The 12,668-nt window shown below is 65.0% G+C and carries 11 protein-coding genes; 2 read left to right on the plus strand and 9 right to left on the minus strand.

Annotated elements, in window-relative coordinates; all coding sequences use genetic code 11:
• Positions 1 to 20 precede the first annotated feature (20 nt).
• The gene (locus POL67_RS50650; protein ID WP_271929830.1) at positions 21 to 770 is read right to left on the minus strand and encodes an SDR family oxidoreductase; all 750 of its coding nucleotides are present in this window, start codon (positions 768 to 770) and stop codon (positions 21 to 23) included.
• A gap of 167 nt (positions 771 to 937) precedes the next feature.
• Here POL67_RS50650 and POL67_RS50655 point away from each other — a divergent pair, with 167 nt between their 5' ends.
• Positions 938 to 1,561 carry a TetR/AcrR family transcriptional regulator gene (locus POL67_RS50655; RefSeq protein ID WP_271929832.1) on the plus strand — a complete coding sequence of 208 codons (624 nt, stop codon included), beginning with the start codon at positions 938 to 940 and terminating at the stop codon, positions 1,559 to 1,561.
• Here the strand turns inward: POL67_RS50655 and POL67_RS50660 are convergent.
• From POL67_RS50660 to POL67_RS50675, 4 genes are all read right to left on the minus strand, one after another.
• Positions 1,540 to 2,838: a PAS domain-containing protein gene (locus POL67_RS50660; protein WP_271929833.1), complete on the minus strand. Its 1,299-nt coding sequence runs from the start codon at positions 2,836 to 2,838 to the stop codon at positions 1,540 to 1,542. The two genes, POL67_RS50655 and POL67_RS50660, sit on opposite strands and share 22 nt — an antisense overlap.
• A 149-nt stretch (positions 2,839 to 2,987) precedes the next feature.
• On the minus strand, positions 2,988 to 3,842 hold the full coding sequence (locus POL67_RS50665; protein WP_271929836.1) for an SDR family NAD(P)-dependent oxidoreductase: 855 nt from the start codon (positions 3,840 to 3,842) through the stop codon (positions 2,988 to 2,990).
• Positions 3,843 to 3,874: 32 nt separating this feature from the next.
• Positions 3,875 to 4,429 (minus strand): glutathione peroxidase, encoded by a 555-nt coding sequence (locus tag POL67_RS50670; protein ID WP_271929839.1) that lies wholly within the window; start codon positions 4,427 to 4,429, stop codon positions 3,875 to 3,877.
• A 59-nt stretch (positions 4,430 to 4,488) separates the two neighbouring features.
• Complete coding sequence (locus POL67_RS50675) at positions 4,489 to 6,228, minus strand: AAA family ATPase (RefSeq protein WP_271929841.1); 1,740 nt, start codon at positions 6,226 to 6,228, stop codon at positions 4,489 to 4,491.
• A 456-nt stretch (positions 6,229 to 6,684) separates the two neighbouring features.
• Here POL67_RS50675 and POL67_RS50680 point away from each other — a divergent pair, with 456 nt between their 5' ends.
• Positions 6,685 to 7,827, plus strand: a complete 1,143-nt coding sequence (locus tag POL67_RS50680; protein ID WP_271929843.1) for a hypothetical protein — start codon at positions 6,685 to 6,687, stop codon at positions 7,825 to 7,827.
• A 308-nt stretch (positions 7,828 to 8,135) separates the two neighbouring features.
• Here POL67_RS50680 and POL67_RS50685 read toward each other — a convergent pair whose 3' ends face one another.
• From POL67_RS50685 to POL67_RS50700, 4 genes are all read right to left on the minus strand, one after another.
• Positions 8,136 to 9,101, minus strand: a complete 966-nt coding sequence (locus POL67_RS50685; protein ID WP_271929846.1) for a reverse transcriptase domain-containing protein — start codon at positions 9,099 to 9,101, stop codon at positions 8,136 to 8,138.
• Positions 9,101 to 10,390, minus strand: a complete 1,290-nt coding sequence (ltrA, locus tag POL67_RS50690) for a group II intron reverse transcriptase/maturase (protein ID WP_271929848.1) — start codon at positions 10,388 to 10,390, stop codon at positions 9,101 to 9,103. Before ltrA ends, POL67_RS50685 begins: the two co-directional genes overlap by 1 nt.
• Positions 10,391 to 10,968: 578 nt before the next feature.
• Positions 10,969 to 11,334, minus strand: a complete 366-nt coding sequence (locus tag POL67_RS50695; RefSeq protein ID WP_271929851.1) for a hypothetical protein — start codon at positions 11,332 to 11,334, stop codon at positions 10,969 to 10,971.
• A gap of 1,089 nt (positions 11,335 to 12,423) precedes the next feature.
• Positions 12,424 to 12,642: an MbtH family protein gene (locus tag POL67_RS50700; RefSeq protein WP_271929853.1), complete on the minus strand. Its 219-nt coding sequence runs from the start codon at positions 12,640 to 12,642 to the stop codon at positions 12,424 to 12,426.
• Positions 12,643 to 12,668: the final 26 nt, after the last annotated feature.

Raw genomic sequence — 12,668 nt, forward strand, 5'->3', positions numbered from 1 at the left:
GACGAACCATCCTGCTACCCTCAGATCTGCGCGTACCCGCCGTCGACGAAGAGCTCGGCGCCGTTGACGAAGCTGCTCGCGTCGGAGGCGAGGAACACGGCGGCCTTGCCGACTTCGTCCGGATCACCGAGCCGGCCGAGGGGAATCGTGGTGGCGAGGCCCTGAAGAAGCGCCTTTGCCTGCTCCTCTGTCGGCGCGAGCGAAGCGAGGCCCGGGGTCTTGATGGGTCCGGGGCTGATCACGTTCACGCGAATGCGGCGCGCCTTGAGGTCGAGAATCCAGCTTCGTGCGAAATTTCGCACGGCCGCTTTGGTCGCGCTGTACACGCTGAAGGACTCGGTGCCCATCGTCGACGTGGTCGAGGCGTTCAGGATGATCGAGCCGCCGTCGACCAGAAGAGGCAATGCCTTCTGCACCGTGAAGAGCACGCCCTTCACGTTCGTGTTGAAGGTCCTGTCGTAATGCTCCTCGGTGATCGCGCCGAGCGGGAGGAACTCTCCACCACCGGCATTCGCGAACACGACGTCGATGCGGCCCGCCTGCTCGCGGACGACGTCATAGAGGCGGTCGAGATCCGCGAGGTTCGACGAATCGGCGCGGACGCCGATGGCGCTGCTCCCGATCGCCGCGACGGCGGCGTCGAGCTCGGCCTGGCGCCGGCCCGTGATGAAAACGCGCGCGCCTTCCGAGGCGAACCGTTTGGCCGCGGCGAATCCGATGCCCGTGCTCCCGCCCGTGACGACGGCAACTTTTCCTTCGAGTGCACCCATGATCATTCTCCCGTTTCTTTGAGATCCGCTCGGTTTGGTTCGCCGGGCACGCGCTCCGACGTGGTAGGACATGCCGCCGCCGAGGAGGACGTCCGCGTCGGCGTTGTTGACCACGTGGTCCAGTATTGGACTTGTGGACCGATCGGTCAAGTACCATAGAGAGAGGTATGGGTCGTCCACGTAAGTTCGAGGTGGAACAGGTGCTCGAGGCCGCGCGGGACCAGTTCTGGGAGAAGGGGTACGCGGCGACGTCGCTCGACGACCTGATGCGGGCGACGGGGCTCGGAAAAGGCAGTCTTTACGCGGCATTCGGCGACAAGCACCAGCTCTTCCTCGCCGTGCTCGACGCCTACGCCGCCTGGCGCCTCGACGCCATGCGCGCCGCGCTCGGCGGCGACGCGCCCGCGATCGACCGCCTTCGTGGCCTCTTCCGGATGGACCTTCCGGCCCCCGAAACAGCCGCCGTCTGCGACCGGGGGTGTTTGCTGGTCAACAGCGCCTCGGAGCTCGCGTCCCACGACCCCGAGGTGCGCCAGCGGGCACGGGAGACGTTCGGCGCGCTCGAAGACCTACTCGTCGGGCTGGTGGCGGAGGCGCGCGACGCGGGGGATCTGCCGCCGGACACGGACGCGTGCGAAGTCGGCCGGCTGCTGCTCGCGGTCCTGCAAGGAATGGAGTTTCTCGCCAAGACGGGGATGGAACGCGAGGCGCTCGGACGAATCGGCGAGGCGGCCGTGGCGAGGCTGCTCGGCGCTGCCCCGGCGCGGCGTCAGCGCCGTCGACCACCCTGACCGGTGGCGTAGGCGATGCCGCTCGCCAGCGTGCCGCGAACGACCAGCGACGCGAGGGAGACATCGAGCTCGACCAGGGTTCGCGCGACATCCGACCGGATGCCCGTCAGCACGACGTCCGCACCGACGAGCCCGAGCGCCTGCGCCGTGCGCAGGATCGTATTGGCGACGTGGGCATCCACCTGTTTGACGCCGGTGATATCGATGATCACGACCCGCGTCTGCTTGCCCACGGCCGCATGCAGCACCGTCTCCAGCATCTGGTCGGCGCGCCTTGCGTCGACGACGCCGATGAGCGGCATGACCATGATGTCCTCGCGGATGGGGATGAGGGGCGTGGACAGCTCTTCGAGGAGCGCGCGCTGCACGCGGATCACCTCGTCCTGCAGGGCAGCACGCGCTTGCTCGGCCTGCTCGCGCGCCGCGAGCTCTTGCTCGAGGCGCCCCGCCTGGAGGCGAATGATATCCGCGGACTGTCTGCGCTCCGTGATGTCCTGCACGGTGCCGAGCATCCGCAGCGGCGTGCCCGATTCGCTGTAAAAGACCTTGCCTTGCTCGTGGACGACGCGGATCCCGCCCGTCGGCAGCACGATGCGGTGCTCGATGCTGTAAGGGGCGCGCTCGTTCACGGTCTTGTTCACGGCCTCGATGACCATGGCCCGATCGTCGGGATGAATCGTGCCGATGAACGCCTGATAGCTGACGTCGAATGTGCGCGGCTCGTAACCAAAGATGCGGAAGATCTGGTCGGACCAGGTCAAGCCCCCCGTGGGAATGTCCCAATCCCAATTGCCCATGTTCCCGATCTGCTGCGCCCATAGCAGACCTTCTTCACTCGCGCGGAGCGCGCTTTCCGTCTTTTTGTGCGCCGTCACCTCGCGAAGATGGACGAGCGCCCCGCCCTCCGGGTCGACCTGGCACGGCGTCACGACGAGCGAAAACCATCGCTGCGCCTCGTTCGCAGCGTGGCTCGTCCCGAGCTCCAGGTCGAAGCGCGCGCGGCTGCCCGCGATCACCTCGCCGATGCCGACGCGCATCGCCTCTCGGTCCGTCTCGTGCATGTCGAGCATGGCTGCGGGCGCCGTACCTGCGGTGAGCTCACGGCTCCGTCGCCCCGGCTCGCTGTCGCCGGCGAGCCGATACCATGCGAGATTGGCGTACCGAATTCCCCCGCGCGCGTCGACGAGCGCAACCGGATCCGTGAGCGCATCGAGCGCAGACCACGGCCCCTCGGCCAAATGGGACGAACTCCCGGACGACGGCGTGTCCTTCAGCATGTAACTTCCCCCCGAAACCCGAGCCCCGGCCCTGGCCCCCCGACGGCCAAAACCGTGAGCTTGCGCGCCTGCGCGTCTTGGGGATGAAGTTACCGGGTGGGCGTGCTTGCCGTCAAGCTCGGAGGAACGACCGCGTCGACGGTACCGTGCTATTTCTGCTGCGACGCGAACGCCTTGAATGCCTCGGCGTAGTCGGGGTGCCACCGCGAGAGCGGCGGGCGGTTCTCGACGATGTCGCCGGCCGCCCAGAGAATCCGGCGCTCGTCGAGGGAGCGCGGGACCTCGTTGTCAGGGCAGAGAATGTAGAAATCATTCGCGGCCAGACGCTCCATCATGAAGTCGATCGTCTGCTCCGGCGTCCACGCCCCCGCCGGTTTGTCGGTACGGCCGGACGCGGTGAGCTCCGTGAAGACGAATCCCGGAATGAGCAGGTGCGCGCTGACCTGGCAACCCGGGGTGTTGCGAAGCTCATGCTGAAGCGCCTCGGTGAATGCCTTCACGCCAGCCTTCGAGACATTGTATGCCGGGTTGCCGGGCGGCGTGGTGATGCCTTGTTTCGAGCCGGTGTTGATCACGAGGCCGGGCCGCCCTTGCTCGATCATCCGAGGCACGAAGACCTGCGTGCCGTGGATGACGCCCCAGAGGTTCACGTCGATCGTGCGCGCCCAGCTCTCCGCGGGTCCGAGCACGGTGCTTCGAGGGCCGATGCCGGCGTTGTTCAAGAGGACGTTCGTTCCGCCAAACCGCGCGGTGACGGCGGCTTCGAGCGCGACGAGCGCCTCCACGCGGCTGACGTCGGTCTCGGAGGCCATCACGTCGGCGTCGCCGCCTTTCGCCACGGCCACGACCGCCTCACGCGACCGTGCGAGCCGATCTGCGCCGAGGTCGGCGATGCAAACACGAAGGCCGAGCGATGCGAGTTTCTTCGCGGCCGCGAGCCCGATACCCGAGGCGCCGCCCGTGACGACGGCAACGGCGCCCGGAAGGAAAGCGGGGTGCATCATGTCATCTCCTGCGGTGAGAATCGCGGGGGTTTTCAGGTCTGCGCGAGCGCGCGCTCGATCGCGGCCACGAGGAGGTCGGCATCGGGCGGGACGTCGGGCGAGAACCGGTCGACGACCTCGCCGTTGCGATCGACGAGGAATTTCTCGAAGTTCCAGAGGATCTCGTGCGGCGCACCCGGGTCGATGCCGTAGCCGACGAGCCGCGCCCGGAAATCACTGCCAGGGAGCGCGCGCGCCTCGGGCTTGGCCGACGTGAGCGCGCCATAGAGCGGGTGCTGGCCCTCGCCCTTGACGACGATCTTGGAGAAGAGCGGGAAGGTGACGTCGTACGAGGTGGAGCAAAACGACTGGATCTCCGCGTCGGTCCCGGGCTCCTGCGCGCCGAACTCGTTCGCAGGGAAGGCGAGGACCTCCAACCCCTGGTCCTTGTACTTGCGATAGAGGGCCTCGAGCGCCGTGTACTGAGGCGTGAGCCCGCACCGCGAGGCGACGTTGACGACGAGGCGAACTTTGCCGCTGTACGCGCCAAGCGAGGAGGGACGGCCATCGATGGTGTTGACGGGGATCCGTTCGAGGGGAGATGCCATGAGGTGGCATTACTCGGGCCGGACACGGGGCGCAATCCGGGACCTGCCCCCCGAGGCGGCTACAGTGGCGGCAAGCGCCTCGGTGATGCACGACGCGACCGCACCCAGGCGCGCTTGCCCGAAAAGACGACCGCGATCTGATGGATGGGCTTCGCGCCTCGCTCGCGCAGATCCTGTGCGTACTCGAGCGTCTCGATCTGCAAGAGCGCGGCCTCCAGCGTGGCCTCGACCTTTGCCTTGCTGGGCACCCTTGAGCCTCGCGCCGGCAGGACCTTGAGCTCCATCACCACACCAGGCAAGCCCGGCCTCTTCGGGATCAGCATCACGTCGTATCGCCCATACCCCGATTCACGGTTCGATTTTATCTCGAAGATTCGCCCTTCGAGCGTGATGAGCAATCCCATGAGGAACACGTGATAATGCGCTTCGATTTCTTTCGGCGCGCGATCGTAGGTGGATAATTTGAGCAGGAAGCCCTCCAGGAGGACGGCGAGCCGCTCCGCGTTCCCCTCGAAAAGGGACATCTCGAGCTCGGCAAGCCCCGGCTTGCCACCGATGCCAGCCTCCATCCACCGCTTGAAGATGCGCGTGAACTTCCCCCGGACCTCTCGGTTCGGGAAAAACAGCTTGCAGATCGGCTCGCCGTCCTCGTCTTCTTCGCGCTGTGCGATCACCTCGGCCCGCAGGTAGCCGGCCATCACCAAAATGCTCCACACCGTTTCTTGGTGGCTCGTCGCGTCCCGCAGCGCGATGTGGTCCTGAATGGGCTTCTCGATGGCCTCGTCGCGCAGGAGCTTCTCGAAGTCCTCGTAACATTGGGTGAACCACCGGGCGATGAGCTCTTCGGAGATGTCGCTCGGGCTCTCCCTCGCCCAGTAATCGAGAAACCGTACGTCGCTCTGGCGCACGAAATTGAGCACCGACCATGGATTGAAGATCGACTGCTTGCCAAACAGATACCCCTGATACCACCTGCGCACCCGCTCGAGCTGATCGTACGTCTCGGCGTCACGGAGGATCCTCGTCGTCTCCTCCTCCGTGAACCCGAACGACGTCGCGCACTCCGAACACAGGATCGAATACGTCACGACGTTGTTGAGCCCCGAGAAGATGCTCTCGTTGGAGACCCGGAGAATGCCCGTCAGGACGCCCTTGAACAGGTGGGGGTTGTCCTTGATGCCAGAATGAAGAAACTTTCGAATCAGGTCGACGGTCTCGGCGAACGATTTGTGCACATGAGACAGGTGCAGGGGCGCGTCGTATTCATCCACGAGGATGACCACGCGCTTGCCATGGTACCGGTGCAGGAACCTGGACAAATCATCCAGCGCCGAGCACAACAGGGCCTCGTCTGCGCGACGCTCGAAGATCTCCAGAAAACGCGCTCGCTCGTGCGGCGTGAGGGCACCCTCGGTCAGGAGATACGAATGCGCCTCGTAGATCCGCCGAGCCTCCTCGCGGAGCGTCTCCCGGGCCTCCACGCGATCACCAGCCCACACGGTCCCGAGGCGCGTGTAGATGACCGGGTATTGCTGGAAATGAGCGAGCGCGTCCGGGTCGCGCATGACCGCGAGCCCCTCGAACAGCGGCCTCCGGTCCTCCGGGCTCCGCTCGAGGAAGCACTTGAGCATCGACAGGTTCAGCGACTTGCCGAACCGCCTCGGCCGCGGGAACAGCAGCACCTGCGGCGGCGCCCGGAGGACCTCGCCGATGAACGCCGTCTTGTCGACGTAGTACTTGCCGCCCTCGCGCAACGCCTTGAAGTCCGAAACCCCGATGGGAACATCAAGCGGTCGCATGAACACCCCCATGCACGCGCGTGCCCTGACGAACCACGACGGTTCGGCGCAGGACGACGGAAAAACCTTGCGTTTGACCAGGCGTCCAGAAGATGAGCGGTTTCCGGCGGGACTTCGCCATGGGTCGTGCTCCTGGCGGGGTTGTCTCCAGGTCCGTTTGCCATGTACGCCGGTCCGCGGCCAAACTCAAGGGGCGAACGCTCTGCCGTTCAGCCCGAACGTCGGTTTTTGCCCGTGCGCGAGTTCCTGGCGGCTCTCGGCGACGCGTACGAACGAACCGGCACACGAGCGTCAGGGCTACCAAACCGCGCCCCGACGGCCCGCGCTCGTCCCTCCTCACCGCGGCAAGAACTCGTGCCCGGAGGAGTCCGTGTCGAAGCCCCGGAGGGAGCGGTTTGTCCGCTCTTGCAGTTTGCCTCGGAACATGCGAAATCTGGCGTCGCCGGGACTGTTGCTATGAGCGAGTATCAATATTACGAATTTCAAGCCATTGACAGAGCTCTCACCGAAAAGGAGATGGCCGAGCTGCGTTCCTACTCCACGCGCGCCCGCATCACGCCGGCGAGCTTCGTCAACCATTACGAGTGGGGGAACTTCAAGGGCGACGAGGACGCCTGGATGTTCCGCTACTTCGACGTGTTCCTCTACCTCGCGAATTGGGGCACACACGTATTCAAAGTACGCCTGCCCCTGCAGCTCCTCAACCCCGCCGATGTGCGTCCGTATTGCACGGGAAACTGCCTCGCCACGCGCAAGGACAAAGACCAGATCGTCCTGACCTTCACCTCGCAGGACGATGATGCCGAGGATTGGGACACCGGCGAGGGCATCCTCTCCTCCCTCATCGCAATTCGCGCGGAGCTCGCCAGGCGCGATCGCAGGGCGCTGTACCTCGGCTGGTTGCTCGCCGTGCAGGCCGACGACCTCGATGACGACGAGCTGGAGCCGCCCGTGCCGCCAGGGCTTGGGCAGCTCAGCGCTTCGCTCGAGGCGCTGGTCGAGTTTCTGCGTATCGACCCAGATTGGCTTCGTGCGGCCGCCGATGCAAGCGCGCAGATGTCCAACCCCTCGCCCAGCCGGAAAGAGCTCATGGCGTGGCTCGCCACCATTCCGCTGGCGGCAAAGGATGCGTGGCTCGCGCGCGTGTTTGCCGAGGACACGCGGTCCGTGCCAGCAGAGCTCCATCGTCGGTTCTTGCAGGACCAAGCCCCGGGCAAGGCGAGCCCGGCGGCGCCGCAACGGCGAACCGTCGGCGAGCTTCGCCGCATCGCCGAGACGTACGCCGCGGATCGAAGGAAGACCGCCGAACGAAAAGCGGCTGCCAAGGCGGAGAGACTTCAGCGAGAAGCAGCGCGTGAGCGGGCGCAGCATCTGGACGCGCTGGCGGGCAAGGAGACGCAACTCTGGGCGGATGTCGAGGCGCTCGTCGCGGCAAAACAGCCCAAGAAATACCTCGCAGCGGTGAAGGTCCTCGTGGACCTTCGCGACCTCGCTGCAAGATCGGGAGCGGTCGACTTCCAGGCATTGCTCGAGGGTTTTCGAACCCGGCACGCGCGCAAAGCAGCGCTCTTGAAGTGGCTCTCGGAGGCCGGCGTGTAGAAGCGCGCCTTTTCCTCAGCAGCGATGGATATCGCGGGAACAGCGCGTCCTGAGCGAACGCAGGTGTCTTGATCTAGCGGAGGAGAAGGGATTCGAACCCCTGGTACCCTTCCGGGTACGGCGGTTTTCAAAAACGAGGGTGCTGGTGGGGGTGGCATGGGTTTAGTGAGTGGTTTCGAGGGGTTGGGGGTGGCAAGGAACCGCGGAAGGGGGCGTTTGCCAGGAATTCGCGGTCGCGGTAGGGACGGCCCTTCCTCGATGTCACCACCGACTCGGGCCGCCCCCCGCGCAGATCCGAGCGTGCGCTGCTAACGCACTCGGCTCCTGCCTTGGGTACGGACGTCGAAGCGATCGAAGGGCCAGGGGTGCAGGATTCTCGGGGTCGGGATCCATCGTTTTGACAGCTTGCGCATCTTCTCCCAGTTCGGCCGGCCTCGCTGGCTGCGTCGCGCGAGCGCGAATCGCCAGTGCCGCTCGGCCTGGGTTCGAAAGGCTTGCAGTGCCTCGATGTTGGCCGGGACCGCGTGATACGCGTAATAGCCGCGCACCACCTGCCCCAACCACCTCCCCTGCTCCGGGATCGGTAAGTGGCGCCTTTGCATCAGCTCGCCCTTGAGCTCCCTGAGCTTGGCGCGCAGCCGGTCCCGCATCGTCCGCCGCATGAGAAGAAACTTGCCTTTCCTCGTCTTACCGCAGATGTGCGTGACGCCGAGGAAATTGAAAGTCTCCGGTTTGCCCTTCAAGCCACGCTCTTCTCGCTTACTGGCTGCGAACAGCCCGAAGGAGATCAGTCGCGTCTTTTTGGGATGCAGATCCAGCGAGAAGCCGCGCAATCGCTCGCGTAGCCCCTCGAGAAACCGCACCGCATCGGCGTGACGCTGGAAGCCCACGATGAAGTCATCGGCATAACGCACGACGATCATGTCGCCGGTGGCGTACCGCGTTCTCCACTGCTGGATCCACAGGTCGAGTACGTAGTGCAAGTAGATGTTCGCCAGGAGCGGCGATATCGTCGCCCCCTGTGGCGTACCCACCTTGCCCTCCGTCCACGTACCATCCTCCATCACACCTGCTCTCAGCCATTTGCGGACGAGCCGCAGGGTTTTCCTATCCGCAATCCTGTGCTCGACGAATCTGAGTAGCCATCCGTGGTCGATGGCATGGTGGGTAGGGACGGGCCCTTGGTTTCCCTTGGGCTCGTCCCCCCTCGCAGAACCCGCCGTGCGGTTTTCCCGCAACGGGCTCCCCAGAGCACGATCGCGGCGAAGCTCCATCAGACCGCCGGGTGAAGCAGCTTGGGATGCGGAAGGTGGAACCACGATTTTGCTTCGAGGTATGCCCAGTGCGAACGACTGCGCTGTCCGCACCGTCGAATCGCCCGGCGCCACTGCCGCTTCACCTCGCCGAGGACCCAGAAGAGCTTCGGCAGGGTGTGCGACAGCGCAAAGTACTGGTAGAAGCCGCGCAACCGTGACGCGAGCTCGCGTTGCTGGTCACGCCGCCGCCAGTGCATGTGTCTCCGAAGGCATTCGTGTATTCGGTCCAGAAACTTGCGACAGCTCTTCGTGCTAGGAATACGCACGACGGCGGCCTTGCCATTGCGGTCGACGCCGCATACGTGCTTGAAGCCGAGGAACTCGAAGGTCTCCGGCTTCTTGCCGTATTCGGCCATCTGTCCGCGTGCAAACCGCCCAAAGAGCAGCATCCGGGTCTTCTCACGGGCCAGCTCCAGCCCGAATTTCCCCATCCTCTTCGTCAGGATGCGGTCGAGGCGTTCGGCGTCTCGCTTGTATTGGAAGCATACGACGAAATCGTCGGCGAACCTCGTCAGGTACGCCTCCCCCTGACACCACGCTTTGAACTTCCTCTCGAACCAGAGGTCGAGCACGTAGTGCAGGTAGATATTCGCGAGCACGGGGCTGATCGGCCCCCCTTGCGGGGAGCCTTCGTGCACGCGAACGACGATGCCATCCAGCATCACGCCAGCCCGGAGCCACCGCCCGATGAGGCGAAGGATCACGGGGTCGGCAATGCGGTGGGCCACCATCTTCCGCAGCCAGTCGTGATTGATGTGGTTGAAGTACCCGCGGATGTCGGCCTCGTACACGTGCCGCACCTTTCCCGCCACGACGTGGCTTCGCAGCGCACGCAGCGCCTGATGCGGTTTGCGCCCGGGCCGAAATCCATACGAACAGCCCAGAAAGTCCTGCTCGTAGATCGCGCTGAGGATCCGCGCCACGGCGCGCTGAACGAGGCGGTCTTCTACCGTCGGGATCCCGAGCGGTCGCGTCTTGCCGTCGCCCTTGGGGATCTCCACCCGTCGCACGGGAGGCGGCCGATATTGGCCCGCCCGTAGCCGCGCGTGGAGCCCATCGATCCTCGCTTCCAGATCGCGTTCAAACTCCTGCATCGTCTCGCCATCCACCCCGCCCGCGCCACGTCGATTCATTTGCTTCCACGTCTCGAGCAGAAACTCGGGCGTGAGCAGATGCGCCAGTGACGTGAAGCGGACCTTCCGATCGGCCTTTGCCTTCTCCGCGATGCGCGACAGTCCTGTTGTCATCCGATTCCTGCCTCTGCGTGCAGCGGATGTCTCCCCGCCGTGCGTGTTGCTCTGCGGCGCGCCTTCCCCCTGTACGCGGCTTTCCCGCGCTCCGAGTACTACGCACGCCTCCGACTCCTGCGCGAGCGTCCGTCTTCGTCAGGTATACGCCGTTCCTCCGACGTACTCCGTGGATTGGCACGTCCACGAAGACTCACGCAGGCCTCCCAGGTTCCTTGGCGCCTCCTTTTCGACGCGTGCCGTGCTCTCAGACCCCGCCGGGGTCTCCGGTCGCCCTCGCCTTGTCGGTCGACCTACCATGGCCTTCCAGGTTTTCGACCCTGTCGGCCCCCGGACCATTGTCACGAGGCTCAATCGCTTCACTTACGTTACGGCCCGCGTCTCGCTCTGCCTACGCTTCGCTCATGTCGTCACCTCCACGAGCGCAAGGCTCGATTCCCGGTGGGGCGGCTCTTCCCCTTGCCGGAGCGGGAGTCTCACCCGCTGGAAGCGCCAGGCTTGGCCTGGCGCACCGAAGGATTTGCGCATGTCGACGGGCTCTCGATATGCGTAGACCTTGACCTGCCGCGTCGAGCCGATCACGAAAGCCTCCGCAGGAGCTCGACGAGCGCATCGAGGTCGAGTCCCTCGACACGGAGTCCCGAGCGGTGCTGCACGACGAGAGGTCCGCCTGCACGCGTCGCCGGGATGTCCATGATCTCAACGGGAGAAAACCCGACAGCCGGCAGTTCCGGCGGCGCTGCGCCCTTGGCCCAGCCGTACAACGTCCGCCAATGCAAGCCGATCTCGGGCCCGATTTCCACGACGGTGGCGCCCTCGCCGCGCCGCAACCAGAAGTACTCCGTCGCGCGCCGACGCACTTGCTCGGGGTAGGCGTTCCCGCGTCCGCGCACGCTCTGCTCGATCTCCGCACGAATGACAGCCGCTCGCTGATGGTTCCGCATCCAGTGCTCCCTTCGGGGCACCAGCGTCCAAGGAGCGCGCTGTCGGTGTTGTACTGCCTCTCTCGAAACAAGAGGGCCCCACGACATTGCTACGTACCCCTGCGCCCTCCGGAGCTCGAAGCCCCTGCCAGAGGCACTCCGTCTGCCCATCGCCCGCGCATTCGCGGAACCGCCGCGCGCAGCAGAGGGCAACGTCGCGCCCGGAGCCATCCGCAGGCCGTTGCAGGCCAGGACTCTCGCCGCGAGGATGGCGAGGACGCGACGTTGCCCGGCGCGAGCACGATGGCATCACGCTCTCGCGATGGGCCTCAAGCTCCGACCGTCCTTGCGTACCTCAACCGCGCGGACGTCCAGTTCACGGGGAACCAGTACACCTATCCGGTGATGATGGAGATGACCTGGGCGAGCACCGTGAGGACAGCAGCCCCGATACGCATCGCCTTGCTGACCAGCTTGGGGTCGCGGAGGCGGCTCAAGAACCGCGACATCATGATGACGTCCATGGTTGGTTCCCCCCGGATTGTTATACCGGGTCTCGTCAGTTATTTCCGCGCAGAGTCGGTTGCCCACTGGTTCGCCACGAACGAGCTGAAACGGCCCGACCCGGGGCTGGGCCCAGGCGACGACGTCGAGGCAGGAGGCGATCGAGGTGACGTCTGCGGCTTCGACGAACCGGCGGTGACCGAGCTCGAGAGTGGCGAAGAGACGGGTGGCTTCGTCGGGGGTGAGGGCGAAGCGCTCGGTGAGAGCGAGGGGGGACAGGCGGGCGAGGGAGGCAAGGTTGCCGAGCGATTCGAGGAGATGGGCTGCGACGCCGGGGCGTCCGAGCAGGAGGTCGATCAGGGATGCGGTGGAGAGCTGTTGGATGTCGGTAGGCGGAGTTTCGAGCGGATCTGCCACAGCTTCGGGCCTCCTTTCTTTGGGCCGTGGCTTTTATCCCTCTATGACCTTATCCATTTGCGGTTGGGTAAGCGTGTTCTGCCCCCTCGGAACGGGACAAACCTAACCGGTGGGTTCCCCACGACACGCGCGACGAGGTCGTGGACTTCGTCCCACAATACAACGCCTCCTTCAAGGCGACGTCGCACTTCATCCATCCTGCGCCTTTTGCGCTTCCGCCATCTTTTCACGCAGGCTTCGCGGGCGCATATCGGTCCAGACCTCTTCGATGTAGGCGAGGCATTCTTGCTTCGACCCCCGCTTCCCCGCATCTCTCCAGCCCGCGGGGATCTCTCGGAGGGCGGGCCAGATGGAATATTGCTCTTCGTGATTCACAACAACCAGGTACTCCGAGCTGTCTTCGGACATCGAACGCTCCTATGATGTTACGTTTC

The sequence above is a fragment of the Polyangium mundeleinium genome, assembly GCF_028369105.1.
Taxonomy (GTDB): domain Bacteria; phylum Myxococcota_A; class Polyangia; order Polyangiales; family Polyangiaceae; genus Polyangium; species Polyangium mundeleinium.

Bases quoted from the DNA above. Each gene is read 5' to 3' on its own strand.
- POL67_RS50650 (WP_271929830.1), bottom strand. From the start codon at position 770: ATGGGTGCACTCGAAGGAAAAGTTGCCGTCGTCACGGGCGGGAGCACG.
- POL67_RS50655 (WP_271929832.1), top strand. From the start codon at position 938: ATGGGTCGTCCACGTAAGTTCGAGGTGGAACAGGTGCTCGAGGCCGCG.
- POL67_RS50660 (WP_271929833.1), bottom strand. From the start codon at position 2,838: ATGCTGAAGGACACGCCGTCGTCCGGGAGTTCGTCCCATTTGGCCGAG.
- POL67_RS50665 (WP_271929836.1), bottom strand. From the start codon at position 3,842: ATGATGCACCCCGCTTTCCTTCCGGGCGCCGTTGCCGTCGTCACGGGC.
- POL67_RS50670 (WP_271929839.1), bottom strand. From the start codon at position 4,429: ATGGCATCTCCCCTCGAACGGATCCCCGTCAACACCATCGATGGCCGT.
- POL67_RS50675 (WP_271929841.1), bottom strand. From the start codon at position 6,228: ATGCGACCGCTTGATGTTCCCATCGGGGTTTCGGACTTCAAGGCGTTG.
- POL67_RS50680 (WP_271929843.1), top strand. From the start codon at position 6,685: ATGAGCGAGTATCAATATTACGAATTTCAAGCCATTGACAGAGCTCTC.
- POL67_RS50685 (WP_271929846.1), bottom strand. From the start codon at position 9,101: ATGGAGCTTCGCCGCGATCGTGCTCTGGGGAGCCCGTTGCGGGAAAAC.
- ltrA (WP_271929848.1), bottom strand. From the start codon at position 10,390: ATGACAACAGGACTGTCGCGCATCGCGGAGAAGGCAAAGGCCGATCGG.
- POL67_RS50695 (WP_271929851.1), bottom strand. From the start codon at position 11,334: ATGCGGAACCATCAGCGAGCGGCTGTCATTCGTGCGGAGATCGAGCAG.
- POL67_RS50700 (WP_271929853.1), bottom strand. From the start codon at position 12,642: ATGTCCGAAGACAGCTCGGAGTACCTGGTTGTTGTGAATCACGAAGAG.